We start from the raw sequence: 18,250 nt of genomic DNA, 5'->3' as shown, positions 1-18,250 counted from the left end.
CCATGTACACACCCAGCGCCTTCGCCGAACCCGACCTGACCTTCCTGCACCGGCATATCCAGGACACACGCCTGGCCATCCTGGTCACCCATGGCAAACAAGGGCTGCAAGCCAGCCACCTGCCGCTGCTGCTCGATCCGCACCAGGGCGCCCATGGCACCCTCTTCGGGCATCTGGCGCGCGCCAACCCGCAGTGGCAGGAACTGGCCGAAGGAGCCGAGGCGCTGGTGATATTTCCTGGGGCCGACGCCTATGTCAGCCCGTCCTTCTATGCCAGCAAGGCCGAACACGGCAAGGTCGTGCCGACCTGGAACTACGTGGCCGTGCACGCCTACGGCCAGGCCGAGGTCTTCGACGACACCGAGCGCCTGCGCGCGCTGGTCAGTGCCCTCACCGACCGCCATGAAGCCGGCCGGGCCAACCCCTGGAAAGTCGACGACGCCCCCGAGACCTACATCGCCTCTATGCTCAAGGCCATTGTCGGCATCGCCCTGCCGATCCAGCGTCTGGAGGGCAAGCGCAAGCTCAGTCAGAACCGCAGCGCCGTCGATATCGCCGGTGTGCAACAAGGGCTGGCGGCCAGTGCCGACAGCCAGGACCAGGCCCTCGCCCAATTGATGCGTTAAGGAGTCAGCATGAGTGCTATTGAAATCCGCCCGGTGACCGCCGCCGACCAGGCCGTCTGGCACCCGCTGTGGCAGGCCTACCTGAAGTTCTACGAGACTGAACTGCCCGAAGCGATCTACCAGTCGACCTGGCAGCGCCTGCTCGACCCGGCCGAAACCACCCACGCCGCACTCGCCTGGCAGGACGGCAAGGCTGTCGGCCTGGTGCATTTCATCTACCATCGCTCGAACTGGAGCATCCAGGACTCCTGCTACCTGCAGGACCTGTTCGTCGCCCCCGAAGTCCGCGGCAGCGGCCTCGGCCGACGGCTGATCGAACACGTCTATAGGACTGCAGCGCAGGACGGTTGCAGCAAGGTGCACTGGCTGACCCACGAAACCAACGCCACCGCCATCCAGCTGTATGAGCGGATAGCCGAGCGCCCAGGCTTCATCCAATTTCGCCACGCCTTGTAGGCCTTGAGGAAAGCGTCATGTCGACACCCGTAGCAAACTGGCAAGGGGCTCCGGCGCCCGCCACCCGACGCCTCGAAGGGCGTTTCATCGTCCTGGAAAAACTCGACGCCGCCCGTCATGGCGACGACCTGTACCGGGCCCTGGAAGGTCCAGGTGCCGACCCCAAGCTGTGGGACTACCTGCCTTACGGACCATTCCCGCAGCGCAGTGCCTTCAATGACTGGCTGGACGGCCATGCGGCGAGCGCCGATCCGTATTTATTCGCCGTGGTCGACAAGGCCAGCGGCGAAGTCCAGGGCCTGCTCAGCCTGATGTCGATCGTGCCGGCCCAGGGCCGTATCGAGATCGGCCACGTGACCTTCGGCGCGCCGATGCAACGCTCACCCAAGAGCACCGAGGCGGTCTACCTGCTCGCCAGGGAGGCCTTTGCCCTGGGCTACCGGCGGCTGGAGTGGAAGTGCAACAACGACAACGCCCGTTCCCGCACGGCTGCCGAACGCCTGGGCTTTCGTTTCGAGGGTGTGTTCCGCCAGCACATGGTGGTCAAGGGCCGCAACCGTGACAGCGCCTGGTACAGCATCATCGACACGGAATGGCCAACGGTGAGTGCCGGATTCGAGCGCTGGTTATCAGCCGACAACCTGACCCCAGCCGGACAACTCCGTAGCCTGATCGAATGCCGGGGATAATCGATAACCGCTGGGCACAGTGCCCGGCAAACAGGCCATGCGGTGGCTGATGCCTCAGTCACCACGTCTGACACCACCCCGACAACCCGATAAACATCGGCCATTTGCTGACATATCCCGCAAAGTCTGGGTAAAACCGCCGACATTTACCCGCTGACGGGATCGATACATTTCCTCCTCGACTTATCCGAGGAGGAAATGGAATGTTCCCCAACAAGACCCCGCTTGCCGTAGCCCTGGGGCTGGCACTGAACGGCCTGCTGGCTCAACAGGCCCAGGCCCAGCCCCCCTTGACTCTCACTCACCCGGAACGGCCGACCACACTCGCGGTCACTCAACCGCCACAGGTGTGGGGTGGCCAGGGTGGCAACTACAAACCACCGATTCCGCGACCAATCGAATCGCCCTTGCGCGATGCCCTGTCCCGGCTCGACCCGGCGGCCAAGGAAGCGGCCTTGGCCCAACTGGCCGGCGCGGACCAGGCCAGCCTGGCCCAAGCCACCCTCAGCGGCGCCAGCCAGGTCGGCAACAGTGCGCTTTCGACCATGCGCCAATTGGGCCACGCCGCAAACAGCAGCACGCAACAGATCCCGCTTTCCGGACACGACCAGGCACGCCCTGGCGAAAGCCGCGTATGGCTACAGGCCCTGGGCAACACCGGGCGATTCGAACAGGCGCAAGGCCGCAAGGATTTCCAACAGACCACGCAAGGTATCGTGCTGGGCGCCGACTGGTCCCTGGGCAACGAATGGCGTCTGGGCCTGTTGGGCGGCAAATCGCACTCCACCCACGAAGGCAGTCGTTTCAAGGGCAAACTGGACAGCTGGCATGCGGGGGCCTATGCCTTGCGTCAAAGCGGCCCCGCCGCCTTGCGCCTCGGCGCGATCCACAGCGACCACGACGGCACGACCCAACGCCACGTGGCCTTCAGCGGTTACCAGGATCGCCTCAGCGCAAACTACGCCGCCACCAGCCAACAGGCCTTCGCCGAGTTCGGCTACACCCTGGGTAATGCCCGACTGAGTGCCGAGCCCTTCGCCAGCCTGGGCTACGAACGCTACTCACGCAAAGCCCACCAGGAAAAAGGCGGCGAAGCGGCGCTGAAAAACAGCGCCCAAACCCAGGACAACGTCAGCAGCACCCTGGGCCTGCGCGCCGCCAGCCTCACTCGACTGGACAACCGGATGAGCCTGACCCCGCACCTGAGTGCCGGCTGGAAACATCGGTACGGCTCCCTCGACAGCAGCACCACCCAGGTCAACCCGGCGACCGCCAGGACCTTCACCAACAAGGGCTCCGGCCTGGCCCGCGACAGCCTGGTGGCCGAAGCCGGGCTGGACTTCAACCTGTCCGCGGGGCATTCGATCGGCGTGGCCTACAACGCTGAACTGGGTGGAAACAGCAGCAGCCAAGGGGTCATGGGCCAATGGCAGATGGCGTTCTGACAGGATCCAGCCGAGCTTTCACCGCCTGACCGCTGGTCAGGACTGTCATTTCTGACAGTAGATGCGCCTTTCCCAACCCTCGTAGCCTGAAGACGTAGCCCGCTCGCCACCCCGGGAGCGGGCGTGGATCAACTTCAGCAATGAGGTGCGACATGTTTGAGAACACACTGCAAGACAGCCCACGGGTCGATCTACCGGAGGAGGCGGTCGTGGGGAAAAGAGTCGACCTCGCGGGACCGGCCGTCAACACATTCAGCGGCATCTATAAGCTCGAATTTCGCGGCCCCGGCGAACCCTACTTCGTCACCCTCTATCGCACGTACTGGGACAGCATCTCTTTCATCGTTCCCGACAAGGTCGGCGAGCACGTGGTCGAGGGCTACTATTCCTCCGGTACCTCCGTACCGGAGGACGCGCACATCTTCGGGACAATCAACATAGTGCCGGCGTGAACACATCCGAACCTGATCGTCAATGAATGATCGATGCAGTCATCCAGGCCCGACCGTTGATCGGGACTGTCATTTCGCAGGAGATGCAAAATGATTAACCAAAAAGTGCACGCCAATCCAAAATTGGATCTGCCCGAACAAGCGAAGGTGGGAGATGTCCTCACACTCACGGGACCGATCGTGAACGTATTCAGCGGGCTCTATCAGCTCCACTTCCACAAGGGTGGTTCAGACGCTGCAGTAGTTACCGGTTTCAATATCCTCAGCTGGGACACCCTCGCTTTCACCGTTCCCAACAAGGTCGGCAAGGTCACCGTCTCAGGCATCTATGCCACCCTCACTTCCTTGCCAGAGGAAGTACAGTTCTCCGCGCCGCTCACGATAGAGCCGGCCTGAAGCCGCAGGGGCGCTACGATGCTGTTGCACCGGGTAAATCCACATAAAAAAAAGGGGGGCACATGCCCCCCCGAGGATTAAGCGTTACAGATGAGGGCCTTGCTCAGCCCTCGATCTCGATCAGGATTTCGCCCGGATTGACCCGGTCGCCCTTGGCCACATGGATGGCCGTGACCTTGCCGGCGACTGCGGCCTGCACTTCGGTCTCCATCTTCATGGCTTCGGTGATCAGCACGGCCTGGCCGGCTTTCACCACGTCGCCTTCCTTGACCAGCACATCGACGATATTGCCCGGCATGGTGGTGCTGACGTGGCCCGGTGCGCTGGCCTGCTTGCGCTTGCTGCTGCCACCGCCGACAAATTCGTTGAGCGGTTCGAACACCACTTCTTCCGGCATGCCATCGATAGACAGGTAGAAGTGGCGCTTGCCCTCAGCCTTGACGCCGACACCGGTGATGTCGACGCGGTAGGTTTCGCCATGCACATCGATGACGAACTCGGTCGGTACGCCCTCGCCGCCCGGCGCACGCACACCGCCCGCCTCGGGGATGGGCAGCAGCACTTCCGGTACCAGGGTGCCGGCTTCGCGCTCTTCAAGGAACTTGCGCCCGATATCCGGGAACATGGCGAAGGTCAGCACGTCTTCTTCCGACTTGGCCAGGGTACCGATGTCGTTACGCAGCTTGACCATTTCCGGCTTGAGCAGGTCGGCCGGGCGCACGTCGATCACCTCTTCGCTGCCGATGGCCTGGCGGCGCAACTGCTCGTTGACGGTACCCGGCGCCTTGCCGTAGCCACCCTGCAGGTAGAGCTTCACCTCGTTGGTGATGGTCTTGTAGCGCTCGCCGGCCAACACGTTGAAGAACGCCTGGGTGCCGACGATCTGCGACGTCGGGGTCACCAGCGGCGGGAAGCCGAGGTCTTCGCGCACCCGTGGAATCTCCGCCAGCACTTCGCTCATGCGGTTGAGGGCGCCCTGCTCCTTGAGCTGGTTGGCCAGGTTGGAAATCATCCCACCCGGCACCTGGTTGACCTGCACCCGGGTGTCGACGGCGGTGAATTCACTTTCGAACTGGTGGTACTTCTTGCGCACGGCGTAGAAGTACAAGCCGATTTCCTGCAGCAGCTCCAGATCCAGGCCGGTGTCGAACTCACTGCCCTTGAGGGCCGCGACCATCGACTCGGTCCCCGGATGGCTGGTGCCCCAGGCAAAGCTGGAGATGGCGGTGTCGATATGCTCGGCGCCATTTTCCACCGCCTTGAGCTGGCACATCGCGGCCAGGCCGGCGGTGTCGTGGGAGTGGATGAACACCGGCAGCGACTGCTCGGCCTTCAGCGCCTTGACCAACTCGCCGGTGGCGAACGGGGTCAGCAGGCCAGCCATGTCCTTGATCGCCACCGAGTCGCAACCCATGGCTTCCATCTGCTTGGCCTGGGCCACGAACGCCTCGATGGTGTGCACTGGGCTGGTGGTGTAGGCGATGGTGCCCTGGGCATGTTTGCCCGCCGCCTTCACCGCCTCGATGGCCACGCGCAGGTTACGCACGTCGTTCATGGCGTCGAAGATACGGAATACGTCGATGCCGTTGACGGCCGCCTTGGCGACGAAAGCCTTCACCACGTCATCGCTGTAGTGGCGGTAGCCCAGCAGGTTCTGGCCACGCAGGAGCATCTGCAGGCGCGTGTTGGGCAGCGCCGCGCGCAGCTTGCGCAGGCGCTCCCACGGGTCTTCCTTGAGGAAGCGCACGCAGGCGTCGAAGGTCGCACCGCCCCAGACTTCAAGCGACCAGTAGCCAACCTTGTCGAGCTTGTCGCAGATCGGCAGCATGTCTTCGGTACGCATGCGGGTGGCGAGCAGCGATTGGTGGGCGTCGCGCAGGATCGTGTCGGTTACATGAATTTTCTTGGACATTGTTCTATTCCTCACAGGCCTGCGTGGGCGGCGATGGCGGCAGCGATGGCCAGGGCCAGCTCTTCGGGTTTGCGCTTGATCGAGTAGTTGGTCAGTTCCGGATGGCTTTCCACGAAGCTGGTATTGAACTGACCACTACGGAATTCCGGGTTACGCAGGATTTCCTGGTAGTACGCGGCAGTGGTCTTCACGCCTTGCAGGCGCATGTCGTCCAGGGCGCGCAGGCCACGGTCCATCGCCTCTTCCCAGGTCAGCGCCCAGACCACCAGTTTCAGGCACATGGAGTCGTAGAACGGCGGAATGGTGTAGCCGGTGTAGATCGCCGTGTCGGTCCGCACGCCAGGGCCGCCGGGCGCGTAGTAACGGGTGATCTTGCCGAAGCTGGGCAGGAAGTTGTTCTTCGGGTCCTCGGCGTTGATCCGAAACTGCAGGGCAAAACCCCGATGGATGATGTCTTCCTGCTTGACCGACAGCGGCAGCCCGGACGCGATACGGATCTGCTCGCGAACGATGTCGATACCGGTGATTTCTTCGGTGATGGTGTGTTCCACCTGCACCCGGGTGTTCATTTCCATGAAGTACACCTCGCCATCGGCGAGCAGGAACTCCACGGTGCCGGCATTCTCGTAGCCCACCGCCTTGGCCGCGCGCACCGACAGGTCGCCGATGTAGGCGCGCTGTTCAGGGGTCAGCTGGGGGCTGGGGGCGATTTCGATCAGCTTCTGGTTGCGACGCTGGATCGAGCAGTCACGCTCGAACAGGTGCACCACGTTGCCGAAGCTGTCGCCGAGAATCTGCGCCTCGATATGCTTGGGATTGACGATGCATTTTTCCAGGAAGACTTCCGCCGAGCCGAAGGCCTTGGTCGCTTCGGAAATCACCCGTGGGAATGCCTGTTCCAGTTCTTCGCGGCTGTTGCAGCGACGGATACCCCGCCCGCCACCACCGGAAGTGGCCTTGAGCATCACCGGATAACCGATCCGATCACCTTCACTCAGGGCTTCCTCGATGCCGGAGACGTTGCCTTCGGTACCTGGCGTGACCGGCACGCCGGCCTTGATCATGCTGCGCCGGGCTTCGGTCTTGTCGCCCATGCGCCGGATCACTTCAGCAGAGGGACCAATGAATCTCACCCCACGCTCGGCGCAGATTTCCGCCAATTCGGCGTTTTCCGAAAGAAAGCCATAACCGGGATGCAAGGCATCGCAGCCGGTTTCCACCGCCAGGTTCACCAGCTTGCGGGGGTTGAGGTAGCCGGCCAGGGGCTCGGCACCAATGCTGTAGGCCTCGTCCGCACGTTTGACATGCAGGGCGTGCCGATCAGCGTCGGAGAAGATCGCGACCGAACGAATGCCCATTTCGGCACAGGCTCGCACGATACGTACGGCAATCTCACCACGGTTGGCGATCAGGATCTTTTTTATCACTTGTAAATTCCTAAGCCGCTGAAACAAAACCACCTGTCGGAACCGCTGGCGGTCCGATGTCCTGCTTGCCATCACCCAAGTGCAGGGCAAGCGAAAGGACCTGGGCCAGCCCGCGATGATGTCCGTCAAAACACCAGAAGCCTCGCGGGCCAGCCCTCTGTCCACGACCCGAAATCTGTCCCACAGCACGGGTCGACGAGTGACTAAATGTTTCAAGCCAGTCGCGTCACCACACTAGCCCCGGCCAGCGATAAACTAAAATCAATAATTATTGGGTTGCTCATAAGCAATAATTTATAGTTGACCGACCCACCGCGTGAGAGTGTTCGCCGAAAATGCGTAAGTCTTTGATGCGTATGACATTACGCCAACTGAAAATCTTCAACGAAGTCTGCGATCTGCGCTCCTACAGCCGTGCGGCCGAAGAAATGTCGCTCACGCAACCCGCCGTCAGCCTGCAGATTCGTCAGTTGGAGGAACTGGTGGGGCAGCCTTTATTCGATTACGTCGGCAAAAAGCTCTACATGACCGAAGCGGCGGAAGCGTTACAGCGGGCAAGCCGGGACATTTTCGGCCGACTGGAAAACCTCGACATGCAGCTCTCGGACATGCAGGGATCGCTGCAGGGGCAACTGAAACTGGCAGTGGAGTCCAGCGCCAAGTATTTCGTGCCGCACCTGTTCGCCGCGTTCAAGCGCCAGTACCCCGAGGTCAGCCTGCACCTGACGGTGGTCAACCGCGCCCAGGCCCTGCGACGGCTGTCGGACAACCGCGACGACCTGCTGATCATGTCCATGGTGCCCCAGGACATGGGCCTGGAATTCCTGCCGTTCCTGAACAATCCGATCGTCGCGGTGGCGCCGCCCGATCATCCGCTGTGTCAGAAGGGCCCGCTGCGCCTGCAGGACCTGGAACCCTATACGTTGTTGATCCGCGAACCGGGATCGGGAACCCGCATGGCCTGTGACGAATACTTCAAGGAGAAGCGCGTGCACTTCTCGCAGACACTGGAGGTGACTTCCGGCGAGGCGCAGCGTGAATGTGTGGTGGCGGGGCTGGGCGTGGCACTGTTGACGCGCCACGCCCTGAGCCTGGAACTGGCGACCGGTATGCTCCGGGAACTGCCGGTGGAAGAGCTGCCGCTCTATCGCAGTTGGTGCGTGGTTCAGGCCAGAGATAAACGCCTGTCACCGGTCGCGCATGCGTTCCTGGGGTTCATCCGAAATGAACGGCTGCAGATCAGCGGGCTGGTTGAGCGCTTCGATGGTCGGCTACCGAATCCATCTGCCAGTAATTGAGAGCCGCCACGTCTTCTTGCAACTGACGCAGTTCGTTGCGGTCTTCAATTGCACGACGGAACTCCATGCGGCGCTGGTCTTCCTGCTGCCGACGGGTCTTTACGCTGCTTTGCTCTTCGTGGTGCCGGGCCATTTCGAGTCTCCCAGGTTGGGTTGGAGACTCCAAGATGACTACAAGTCGTTACGATTTGGCGGCAGCCGGGTGACAGGCAGATGAATTCAGTCTTCGAGGTTCTTCAGCGACTTGGGCGATAGCCGCAAGCTGCGCAGGCTGCGCTTGACGCTCTTGAGGTGGTTGACGAGGCTCGGACCACGGGCCATCGCCACGCCCATCGCCAGCACGTCGATCACCACCAGGTGGGCGATACGCGAGGTCAGTGGCGTGTAGATTTCGGTGTCCTCGTGCACGTCGATCGCCAGGTTGATCGTCGACAACTCGGCCAACGGCGTCTGGCTCGGGCACAGGGTGATCAGCGTGGCGCCGCTTTCACGGACCATGTTGGCGGTGATCAGCAGGTCCTTGGAGCGCCCCGACTGGGAAATGCAGATTGCCACATCGCTGGGCTTGAGGGTCACCGCCGACATCGCCTGCATGTGCGGGTCGGAATAGGCCGCGGCGGTCAGCAGCAGGCGAAAGAACTTGTGCTGGGCATCCGCCGCCACCGCACCCGACGCACCGAAGCCGTAGAACTCCACGCGCTGGGCCGCCGACATGGCCGTCACGGCCCGCTGCAGAGCCGCCGGATCGAGCTTCTCGCGCACTTCCATCAGGGTATGCAGGGTCGTGTCGAAGATCTTCAGGCTGTAGTCGGAGACGGAGTCGTCTTCATGGATCGCGAACTGGCCAAAACTCGCGCCCGCCGCCAGGCTCTGCGCCAGCTTGAGTTTCAGATCCTGGAAACCCGAACAGCCGATGGCCCGGCAGAAACGCACGATGGTCGGCTCGCTGATCCCCACGCTGTGGGCCAGGTCGGCCATGGAGCTGTGCATTACCGCCGCTGGGTCGAGCAGCACGTGATCGGCAACCTTGAGCTCCGATTTGCGAAGCAGGGTGCGGGACTGGGCGATGTGTTGCAACAGATTCACGGGCTGGACTCGATTGTTATGGGCGAATGCCTGGGATGTAGCATTCTTGTAGTTATACTACATGAATTCGTCGATTGCCTGCTCCATTGCGTGGGGGAATACGTTTTCAGCAGCCGATTTCGCCCGGAAATGGCCGCCTTCGGCGGTTCGCCGGACCGCCGACGCCTACCGAGCGCGGCGATCCGGGACAGGCGGTCCGTGATCAGTGGGCGCGCTGATCGTCGCGCAGCAGCCGTACCAGTTCGGCGGCCTCCACCGGCCGGCTGATCAGATAGCCCTGCACCTCGTCGCAACCGTGCACCTTGAGAAACTCCAGTTGCTGCGGATTCTCCACGCCTTCGGCCACCACTTTCAGGCCCAGGCTGTGGGCCATGGCGATGATTGCCCGGGTAATCGCGGCGTCTTCACTGCCTTCGTCCAGGCCGCGGATGAAGGCCTGGTCGATCTTCACGTAGTCCACCGGGAAACGCTTGAGGTAACTCAGCGACGAATACCCCGTGCCGAAATCGTCGATCGCCAGTTTCACCCCCAGGTCGCGTAGCTGCTGAAAGGTCGTGATGATGTGTTCGACGCTGTCGAGCAACTGACTTTCCGTCAATTCCAACTCCAGCAGATGTGGCGCCAGCCCGCTTTCCTCAAGCACCTGGCGAACCAGGCTGACCAGCTTGCCCTGGCGCAACTGGTGCACCGACAGGTTGACCGACACCCGCATCGCCGGCAACCCCTGGCGCTGCCACTCACAGGCTTGCCAGCAGGCACGGCGCAGCACGAATTCACCGATGGGACCGATCAGCCCGGTTTCTTCGGCCAGCCCGATGAAGTCCCCGGGCGGCACCCGGCCCATGCTCGGATGCTCCCAGCGCACCAGCGCTTCGGCGGCATTCAGGCGCCCCGTGGCGAGGCACAGCTTGGGTTGGTAGAACACGCTCAGTTGCTGTTCTTCGATGGCCTTGCGCAACTGGTTTTCCAGTTGCAGACGCTCCAGGGTGCTGGCTTGCAGGCTGTCGGTGTAGAACTGGAAATTGTTGCCGCCCAGATATTTGGCATGTTGCATGGCGATATTCGACTGACTGACCAGCGCCGGAATCTCCCGGGCGCTGTCCGGCAGCAGGCTGATGCCCATGGAAGCACTGACCACCAGTTCGTGCCCGTCCACCGTCAACGGCAGGCGCAGCTTGCCGAGCAGGCGCGTCGCCACCCTGGCCAGGCTGGACAGGCTGCCGTAGGCGTCGAACAACACCGCGAACTCATCGCCGGACAAACGCGCAATGGTGTTCGCCTCCGGGAGCGCGTTCACCAGGCGTCGGGCCATTTTCTGCAACAACTGATCGGCGATTTCATGGCCCAGGCTGTCATTGAGCAACTTGAAGCGATCCAGGTTGATATGCAGCAGCGCCAGGCTGCGCCCTTCCTGGCGGGCGCGCTGATTGGCCTCGCGCAGGCGCTCCTTGAACAGCGAGCGGTTGGCCAGGCCCGTCAGCTCATCGTAGTGCGTGAGAAAGCGCATGCGCTCTTCGGATTCACGCCGCGCCGAAAGATCGGCGAAGAAGCCCACGATATGACTGACTTTTCCCCGAGCATCGCGCACCGCATTCAATTGCAGCCATTGCGGGTACAGCTCGCCGTTCTTGCGCGCCTCCACCAGTTCACCCTGCCAACTGCCGTGCTGCTCCAGGGACTGGTGGATCATCGAATAATGCCGGCGGGCATCACGGCTGCACGGCAGTTCGACGACACTGCGCCCCAGCATGTCCTCGATCAGGTAACCGGTGACACGGCTGAACGCCTGGTTGACCGCCAGCAGCGAGTAGTTCGGATCGAAGATCACAATGCCTTCACTGGCCGCCTCGAACACCGTCGCCGCCAGTTGCCGCTGCCCCTCCAGCTCCTTGTGGGAGCTGATATCGCGCCGTGTACCGACCATTCGTAGTACGCGTCCGCTGGCACTACGCTCCACTGCCCGGCCACGGTCCTCGATCCAGACCCAGTGGCCATCACCATGGCGCACGCGGTACTCGATGACGTAGTCCTCGCTGCGGCCCTTCAAGTGCTCCACCAGGGCCCGCTTGAGTGCTGGCAGATCCTCGGGATGCAGGCGCGGCTTGAGGTGGCTGAGCATGGCCGTGACATATTCGGGGTCGAGGCCGAACAGCTCCTTGATCTGGGTGTGATGAACCTCGTCGGTCTGCAGGTTCCAGTCCCACAGCCCCAGCTCACTGGCCTGCAGGGCCAGCGCCAGGCGTGTTTCACTCTTGCTCAGGGCCTGGTTCGCCAGGTCCAGTTCCAGGCTGCGCTGGGCGACGCGGTTTTCCAGCTCGGTCTGGGCCTCGCGCAACTCCAGTTCAGCCCGGCGTCGTTGCTCGACCTCGCGCGCCAGATCCTGGTTGAGTTGTTCGCTGCGCGCCTGGGCTTGCTGCAGGTTGTCGATCAGTGCCTGGTTCTGGAAACGCCGCAACAGGTCGCGCTGGATAAACCGGTTGACCTGCAACGCCACCACACTCAGCGAGACCAGCAGGATCAGCCCCAGCCAGCCCCAGCCCTGGCGCGCATCGTCGCCGTCCCATAACAGATAGCCGATGGCCGGCAGCAGGCAGGGCAAGGTGAAGGTCAGGAACGCCGGGAAGCTCACGGCATAGGCGATACTGGCGGACAAGGTTGCCGCACCGATCAGGCCGAACACCCAGGCCTGCTGGAGAAAACTGTCGGTGGGCACCAAGGCGATCCCGGCACACGCCAGGGTCAGGCCGCTGACGGCCGAGCCGAGCAGGAACATCCGCCGCCAGACCGGCTGGGCCTGGCGACTGGGAATGGCCGAATCGAACGCAGCCACCTGGATCACCCGCAAGGCCACCAGTGCCATCAGCCAGACCACCCAGACGCTGACCAGCAGATAACGTTGCGGACTCCAGAGCAACCAGGCGCAGACCAGGCCATTGATCAGCATGAACAGGGTGGGCAACAGGGAGCCCTGGTACAACAGCCGGGTGCGCTCGACCGCCAGCTCGGTGGCGAACTGCTTGCGAATAACCCGTCCCGCCTCCACAGAAGGGTTGAGCGCGTCAGAGCTGTGAGTCATATGGGCATTGTTCTTATAATGGTTGAGCCATAAATGTCGCAGGAGCATACACAAGCCTCCGGCCGGACCAAACTGCTCCAAGTCATAAAATGTAATGGAATTGCCCGCGATAGCCCCTTCGAAACAGGGCCAGGTCAGAGCCCGTGCCGCTTGCAAGCGCTGACCGGCCAGTCGTCATCATGCGACTTTTTTCTCTGACCCTGATCGCGACCACCCGGCATTAAGGTTTGCCCGCCCGTAGCCAGCACCCTAGAATGCGCCGATGCGCGATGACGATCTCTCCCTTCTGCTGAACTCCCTCAACGATGCCCAACGCCAGGCCGTAGCCGCCCCCGTTGGCCGTCAGTTGGTCCTGGCTGGCGCCGGCTCCGGTAAGACCCGGGTGCTGGTGCACCGTATCGCCTGGTTGATCCAGGTCGAAAACGCCTCGCCCTACTCCGTCCTGTCGGTGACCTTCACCAACAAGGCCGCTGCCGAGATGCGCCATCGCATCGAGCAGCTGATGGGCATCAGCCCGGCCGGCATGTGGGTCGGCACCTTCCACGGCCTGGCGCACCGCCTGTTGCGGGCGCACTGGCAGGAAGCCGGGCTGAGCCAGACCTTCCAGATCCTCGACAGCGACGACCAGCAGCGGCTGGTCAAGCGGGTGATCCGCGACCTGGGCCTGGACGAGCAGCGCTGGCCGGCGCGCCAGGCGCAGTGGTTCATCAACGGGCAAAAGGACGAGGGCCTGCGGCCACAGAATATCCAGGCCAGCGGCGACCTGTTCCTGGCGACCATGCGCAGCATCTACGAAGCCTACGAGGCCGCCTGCGCGCGCGCCAACGTGATCGACTTCTCCGAGCTGCTGCTGCGCGCCCTCGACCTGTGGCGCAACAACGATGGGTTGCTCAAGCACTACCAGAAGCGTTTCCGGCACATTCTGGTGGACGAGTTCCAGGACACCAACGCCGTGCAGTACGCCTGGCTACGCATGCTGGCCAAGGGTGGCGACAGCCTGATGGTGGTCGGCGACGACGACCAGTCGATCTACGGCTGGCGCGGGGCAAAAATCGAGAACATCTACCAGTATTCCGAAGATTTCCCGGATGCCGAGACCATCCGCCTGGAGCAGAACTACCGCTCCACTGCCGGCATCCTCAAGGCGGCCAACGCCCTGATCGCCAACAACACAGGGCGTCTGGGCAAGGAACTGTGGACCGACGGCGGCGACGGCGAGGCGATCAACCTCTATGCCGCCTTCAACGAACACGACGAAGCGCGCTACGTGGTCGAAACCATCGAAAGCGCGCTGAAGACCGGTCTGGCGCGCAGCGACATCGCCATTCTCTATCGCTCCAACGCCCAGTCGCGAGTGCTGGAAGAAGCCCTGCTGCGCGAGCGCATTCCCTACCGGATCTACGGTGGTCAGCGCTTCTTCGAACGGGCCGAGATCAAGAACGCCATGGCCTACCTGCGCCTGCTCGAAGGTCGCGGCAACGATGCGGCGCTGGAGCGGGTGATCAACGTTCCGGCCCGAGGCATTGGTGAGAAGACCGTCGAAGCCATCCGCGAACACGCCCGTCACAGCAATGTGTCGATGTGGGACGCCATGGCCCAACTGATCGCCAATAAAGGCGTCACCGGCCGTGCCGCCAGCGCGCTCGGCGCCTTCATCGAGCTGATCGAGAACCTGGCAGCGAAGACCCAGGATACGCCGCTGCACCTGATGACCCAGATCGTCATCGAGCAGTCCGGGCTGATCGCCTATCACGAAGCGGAAAAAGGCGAGAAAGGCCAGGCCCGGGTGGAAAACCTTGAGGAACTGGTCAGCGCGGCGGGCAACTTCGAAGCCGCCGAGGGCGAGGAAGACTTGTCGCCGCTGGCCGCGTTCCTCGGTCATGCCTCGCTGGAAGCCGGCGATAGCCAGGCCGACGAGCATGAAGACAGCATCCAGCTGATGACCCTGCACAGTGCCAAGGGCCTGGAATTCCCCTACGTGTTCCTGGTGGGCATGGAAGAAGGCCTGTTCCCGCACAAGATGAGCCTGGAAGAACCGGGCCGCCTTGAGGAGGAACGTCGGCTGGCGTACGTGGGCATCACCCGGGCGATGCAGAACCTGGTCATGACCTACGCGGAAACCCGTCGCCTGTATGGCAGCGAGACCTACAACAAAGTCTCGCGCTTCGTACGCGAGGTACCGAAGGGCCTGGTGCAGGAAGTGCGGTTGTCCAACAGCGTCAGTCGCCCGTTCGGCGGCGGCCAGCAACAGAGCAGCAGCCTGTTCAGCGGCAGCGCCATCCCGCAGACCGATTTCAGCCTGGGCCAGACGGTCCGCCACAGCATCTTCGGCGACGGCGTGATCCTCAACTTCGAAGGCTCGGGTGCTCAGGCCCGGGTGCAGGTGAACTTCAGCGAAGGCAGCAAGTGGCTGATGCTCGGCTACGCCAAGCTGGAAGTCATCTGAGGCAACACCCTCGATGCCGGGATCGTTCCCACGCTCCGCGTGGGAACGCCGCCCAGGAGGCACAGCGTCCGTTCCTTGGGACGCAGAGCGTCACGGGATGCAGGCCCACGCTGAGTGTGGAAACGATCGAACCGTCAGTCACCGGAGTAAACGGCACATGGGCCCAGGCTTTCTTTCCTCGTGGACATTCTGGGCGCTTTTGTCGGCAATTTTTGCCGCGTTGACCGCGATTTTCGCGAAGATCGGTATCGATAACGTCAACTCTGACTTCGCCACCCTGCTGCGCACCGTGGTGGTACTGATCAGCCTGGCCTTGATTTTGTACGCCACCGGCCAATATCAGCCCCTGGGTTCGATCTCCGGCAAGAGCTACCTGTTCCTGCTGCTGTCGGGTCTGGCTACCGGCGCTTCCTGGCTGTGCTACTTCCGCGCACTGAAAGTCGGCCCGGCTTCGCTGGTGGCGCCGGTGGACAAGCTCAGCGTGGTGCTGGTGGCGATCATCGGCGTCCTGCTGCTGGGCGAAAAGCTCGACCTGCGCCAGTGGGCCGGCATCGGCATGATCACTGGCGGCGTGGTCCTGCTGGCCCTGCGGCGCTGACACTTGCCGGGCACACCGGCCCTGTGGTGTTGAAACGCCCCGGACACCACGACCCTGCGGCGCTGAAACAACCCTGGGCACCATCCGCTCTCCTGTAGGAGCCGGGCTTGCCCGCGAAGCTTTTAGCGATCTCAAGGACCCCTTCGCGGGCAAGCCCGGCTCCTACAGGGGGTGGCGAACTGGAAATTTCATACAAAGTTTAAAGAGACGGCCACAACCCAATGAACATTGGTCCTACTGGCTTTCATGAAATGTTCAACCTTGAAGTGAGAGTATTCAGGCAAAAGCCAGAAACACTCTCTTACTAGCCAGTCACACTTGAGCTGTGCAGTATGACACGCGTGCACTCCACAAACGGGAATACCCTTTATGCAACGTTTTCTTAGCATCGCCCTGGCGCTCTGCATCGGCCTGACGATGAGCCTCGACGCCAACGCCAAGCGCTTTGGCGGCGGTAAAAGCGCGGGCGCGGCCCCGACCCACCAAACCAGCCAAATGGCCCCTGCCGCAGGCGCGGCCGGCGGTGCAGCGGCCACGGCTGGCGCAGCCGGTGCCGCAGGCGCGGCAGCCAAGGCCGGCGGCGCTTCGCGCTGGCTGGGCCCATTGGCCGGCATCGCCGCTGGCGGCCTGTTGGCGTCCATGTTCATGGGCGGCGGCTTCCAGGGCATGCAGTTCTTCGACATCCTGATCATGGCGGTCATCGCTTTCGTGATCTTCCGCTTCATTGCCGCCCGTCGTCGCAAGCAGCAGGAGCAGATGGCTCCAGCCGGCATGCCGTACCAACGTGAAGTCTTCGAGCAACCGGCTCCGGCCCAGAACTCGATCTTCGGCGGTTCCGCAGCCCCTGCCGCGCCACGTCGCGTGATCAACGCCCCGGCCTGGTTCAACGAGCAGAACTTCCTGGAAGCCGCTCGTAACCACTTCCAGTCGCTGCAGCAGCACTGGGACGCCAACGAAATGGACAAGATCGCCGAGTTCGTGACCCCGCAAATGCTGCAGTTCCTCAAGCAGGAACGTGCCAGCCTGGGCGACGGCTTCCAGTCCACCTACATCGAAAACCTGCAGGTGCAACTGGACGGCGTGGACGATCGTGCCGACAAGACCATCGCCACCCTGACCTTCAGCGGCGTGTCGAAATCCTCGCGTTTCGACCAGGGCGAAGTCTTCAGCGAAAGCTGGAACATGGAGCGCCCGCAAGGCGACAACCAGCCTTGGCTGGTCGCCGGTATCCGCCAGAACGGCTGATCCAGGCGCGTTGGCCGCTACACCAAAACCCCGGACTTGTCCGGGGTTTTGCATTTCACGATTGCACTTGTAACAAGCTACTGTATAAAACGCGTCATACCCAACCGCGCCATGTAGCAAGAGGATGAGGCCGTGGAAGAAGTCATCGAACAATTGCGTGAAGCCAACGAACCCGTACCGGTGCCCCTGGAGTTGCCTGACGAGGATCAACTGGTCGAGATCGAAGAGGAGCTGTTCATCAACATCCCCTTCGTCTTCAAGGAATTCCTGCTGACCGTCAGCGACGTGGTTTATGGCAGCCTGGAGCCGGTGACCGTCACCGACCCACAATCGCATACCTACCTGCCCGACGTGGCGGCCAATGCCTGGGACAGTGGCGTACCCCGCGACCTGATCCCGATCTGCCAGGATGGTGATGACTACTACTGCGTCGAAGAAGACGGCACCGTGGTGCTGTGGTCCGGTGAAGAAGAACTGATCACCGAAGAGTCCTGGGAGTCGGTCTGGCACTGGGCACGGGACGTCTGGCTGGAAAGCTGATACCCCGCCAACCCACCCCATTTGTAGCTGCCATCGTTACCCTCAAAGGGCACATGGCTGATCTCGGAGCTACACTCCCTCCAGCTTGAGCGCGCAGGGATTGGAGTACATCCAACACGATGCAAGGCACCCTCGTCGATGGTGTCCAAGCATCTGCTAACAACCGCCAGAAAGCGTTGAGAACGAGCGATCAACACAGGACGTTGACGCTCAGTGCGGATTGCTCAAGGCTACAGAGGCCAGATGCATAGGTAGCGTCAACCTACCGAGAACGCGAGACGCCTACCCCTTGTTTTTTTGGAGAATGCGGCTTACGATCTTTGTATGTCAGTGACTAGGAGTATCTCCAGTCGCAAGCTGACCTCTAGAGGCCTGTATCCGTGTTACTTTTGTGTGACTTCCCCATTTTCTTGACTGGGGAAGCCGCACGAATAGTAAAGCAGCCCTTATTTTTTCTCCCCCCGCCTCAGTACCGCCCCGCCTATCATCTATTTTGATTTTTATTCGCTATGTGCTTACAGTGCATTCTGCCTAATTATCTGGTCACGATTTTTTTTG

At 62.1% G+C, this 18,250-nt stretch carries 16 protein-coding genes; 11 read left to right on the top strand and 5 right to left on the bottom strand.

Features of this window, described 5'->3' with window-relative positions; all coding sequences use genetic code 11:
- Nucleotides 1–2: 2 nt before the first annotated feature.
- From BLU37_RS07700 to BLU37_RS07675, 6 genes are all read left to right on the top strand, one after another.
- Nucleotides 3–626 (top strand): FMN-binding negative transcriptional regulator, encoded by a 624-nt coding sequence (locus tag BLU37_RS07700; protein ID WP_090203724.1) that lies wholly within the window; start codon nucleotides 3–5, stop codon nucleotides 624–626.
- A 9-nt stretch (nucleotides 627–635) separates the two neighbouring features.
- Nucleotides 636–1,082, top strand: a complete 447-nt coding sequence (locus BLU37_RS07695) for a GNAT family N-acetyltransferase (protein WP_010447713.1) — start codon at nucleotides 636–638, stop codon at nucleotides 1,080–1,082.
- Nucleotides 1,083–1,099: 17 nt separating this feature from the next.
- A complete protein-coding gene (locus BLU37_RS07690; RefSeq protein ID WP_090203721.1) occupies nucleotides 1,100–1,771 on the top strand; it encodes a GNAT family N-acetyltransferase in 672 nt (223 codons plus the stop codon).
- A 203-nt stretch (nucleotides 1,772–1,974) separates the two neighbouring features.
- Entirely contained in the window at nucleotides 1,975–3,216 is a 1,242-nt protein-coding gene (locus BLU37_RS07685) for an autotransporter outer membrane beta-barrel domain-containing protein (RefSeq protein WP_090203718.1), read from the top strand.
- A gap of 152 nt (nucleotides 3,217–3,368) precedes the next feature.
- Nucleotides 3,369–3,668, top strand: coding sequence for a hypothetical protein (locus BLU37_RS07680; RefSeq protein ID WP_090203715.1), 300 nt, complete (start codon nucleotides 3,369–3,371; stop codon nucleotides 3,666–3,668).
- 90 nt (nucleotides 3,669–3,758) lie between these two features.
- Nucleotides 3,759–4,064 carry a hypothetical protein gene (locus tag BLU37_RS07675; RefSeq protein ID WP_090203710.1) on the top strand — a complete coding sequence of 102 codons (306 nt, stop codon included), beginning with the start codon at nucleotides 3,759–3,761 and terminating at the stop codon, nucleotides 4,062–4,064.
- A 103-nt stretch (nucleotides 4,065–4,167) separates the two neighbouring features.
- Here the strand turns inward: BLU37_RS07675 and oadA are convergent, their stop codons facing one another.
- Nucleotides 4,168–5,976, bottom strand: a complete 1,809-nt coding sequence (gene oadA / locus BLU37_RS07670; RefSeq protein WP_090203707.1) for a sodium-extruding oxaloacetate decarboxylase subunit alpha — start codon at nucleotides 5,974–5,976, stop codon at nucleotides 4,168–4,170.
- Between the two features lie 11 nt (nucleotides 5,977–5,987).
- Nucleotides 5,988–7,403 (bottom strand): acetyl-CoA carboxylase biotin carboxylase subunit, encoded by a 1,416-nt coding sequence (locus BLU37_RS07665; RefSeq protein WP_090203703.1) that lies wholly within the window; start codon nucleotides 7,401–7,403, stop codon nucleotides 5,988–5,990.
- A gap of 335 nt (nucleotides 7,404–7,738) precedes the next feature.
- Between BLU37_RS07665 and BLU37_RS07660 the strand changes: the two genes are divergently transcribed.
- Nucleotides 7,739–8,701 carry a LysR family transcriptional regulator gene (locus BLU37_RS07660; RefSeq protein ID WP_090203700.1) on the top strand — a complete coding sequence of 321 codons (963 nt, stop codon included), beginning with the start codon at nucleotides 7,739–7,741 and terminating at the stop codon, nucleotides 8,699–8,701.
- Here the strand turns inward: BLU37_RS07660 and BLU37_RS29420 are convergent.
- The 3 genes from BLU37_RS29420 to BLU37_RS07640 form a co-directional block, all read right to left on the bottom strand.
- Nucleotides 8,643–8,834 (bottom strand): PA3496 family putative envelope integrity protein, encoded by a 192-nt coding sequence (locus BLU37_RS29420; protein WP_080579401.1) that lies wholly within the window; start codon nucleotides 8,832–8,834, stop codon nucleotides 8,643–8,645. The two genes, BLU37_RS07660 and BLU37_RS29420, sit on opposite strands and share 59 nt — an antisense overlap.
- Before the next feature lie 86 nt (nucleotides 8,835–8,920).
- Nucleotides 8,921–9,787, bottom strand: coding sequence for a transcriptional regulator HexR (hexR, locus tag BLU37_RS07645; RefSeq protein ID WP_010447698.1), 867 nt, complete (start codon nucleotides 9,785–9,787; stop codon nucleotides 8,921–8,923).
- 202 nt (nucleotides 9,788–9,989) lie between these two features.
- Entirely contained in the window at nucleotides 9,990–12,863 is a 2,874-nt protein-coding gene (locus BLU37_RS07640; RefSeq protein WP_090210912.1) for a putative bifunctional diguanylate cyclase/phosphodiesterase, read from the bottom strand.
- Nucleotides 12,864–13,125: 262 nt separating this feature from the next.
- Between BLU37_RS07640 and uvrD the strand changes: the two genes are divergently transcribed.
- From uvrD to BLU37_RS07620, 4 genes are all read left to right on the top strand, one after another.
- On the top strand, nucleotides 13,126–15,309 hold the full coding sequence (gene uvrD, locus BLU37_RS07635) for a DNA helicase II (RefSeq protein WP_090203697.1): 2,184 nt from the start codon (nucleotides 13,126–13,128) through the stop codon (nucleotides 15,307–15,309).
- 157 nt (nucleotides 15,310–15,466) lie between these two features.
- The gene (locus tag BLU37_RS07630) at nucleotides 15,467–15,907 is read left to right on the top strand and encodes an EamA family transporter (protein WP_090203696.1); all 441 of its coding nucleotides are present in this window, start codon (nucleotides 15,467–15,469) and stop codon (nucleotides 15,905–15,907) included.
- A gap of 369 nt (nucleotides 15,908–16,276) precedes the next feature.
- Nucleotides 16,277–17,152, top strand: a complete 876-nt coding sequence (locus BLU37_RS07625; protein WP_090203693.1) for a Tim44 domain-containing protein — start codon at nucleotides 16,277–16,279, stop codon at nucleotides 17,150–17,152.
- Between the two features lie 132 nt (nucleotides 17,153–17,284).
- Nucleotides 17,285–17,692 carry an SMI1/KNR4 family protein gene (locus tag BLU37_RS07620; RefSeq protein ID WP_010447686.1) on the top strand — a complete coding sequence of 136 codons (408 nt, stop codon included), beginning with the start codon at nucleotides 17,285–17,287 and terminating at the stop codon, nucleotides 17,690–17,692.
- Nucleotides 17,693–18,250 lie beyond the last annotated feature (558 nt).

This window comes from Pseudomonas asplenii, assembly GCF_900105475.1.
In the GTDB taxonomy this organism is placed as follows: Bacteria; Pseudomonadota; Gammaproteobacteria; order Pseudomonadales; family Pseudomonadaceae; genus Aquipseudomonas; species Aquipseudomonas asplenii.
The sequence above is the reverse complement of the archived record's forward strand: the minus strand, read 5'-3'. Positions and strand labels throughout refer to the sequence as shown.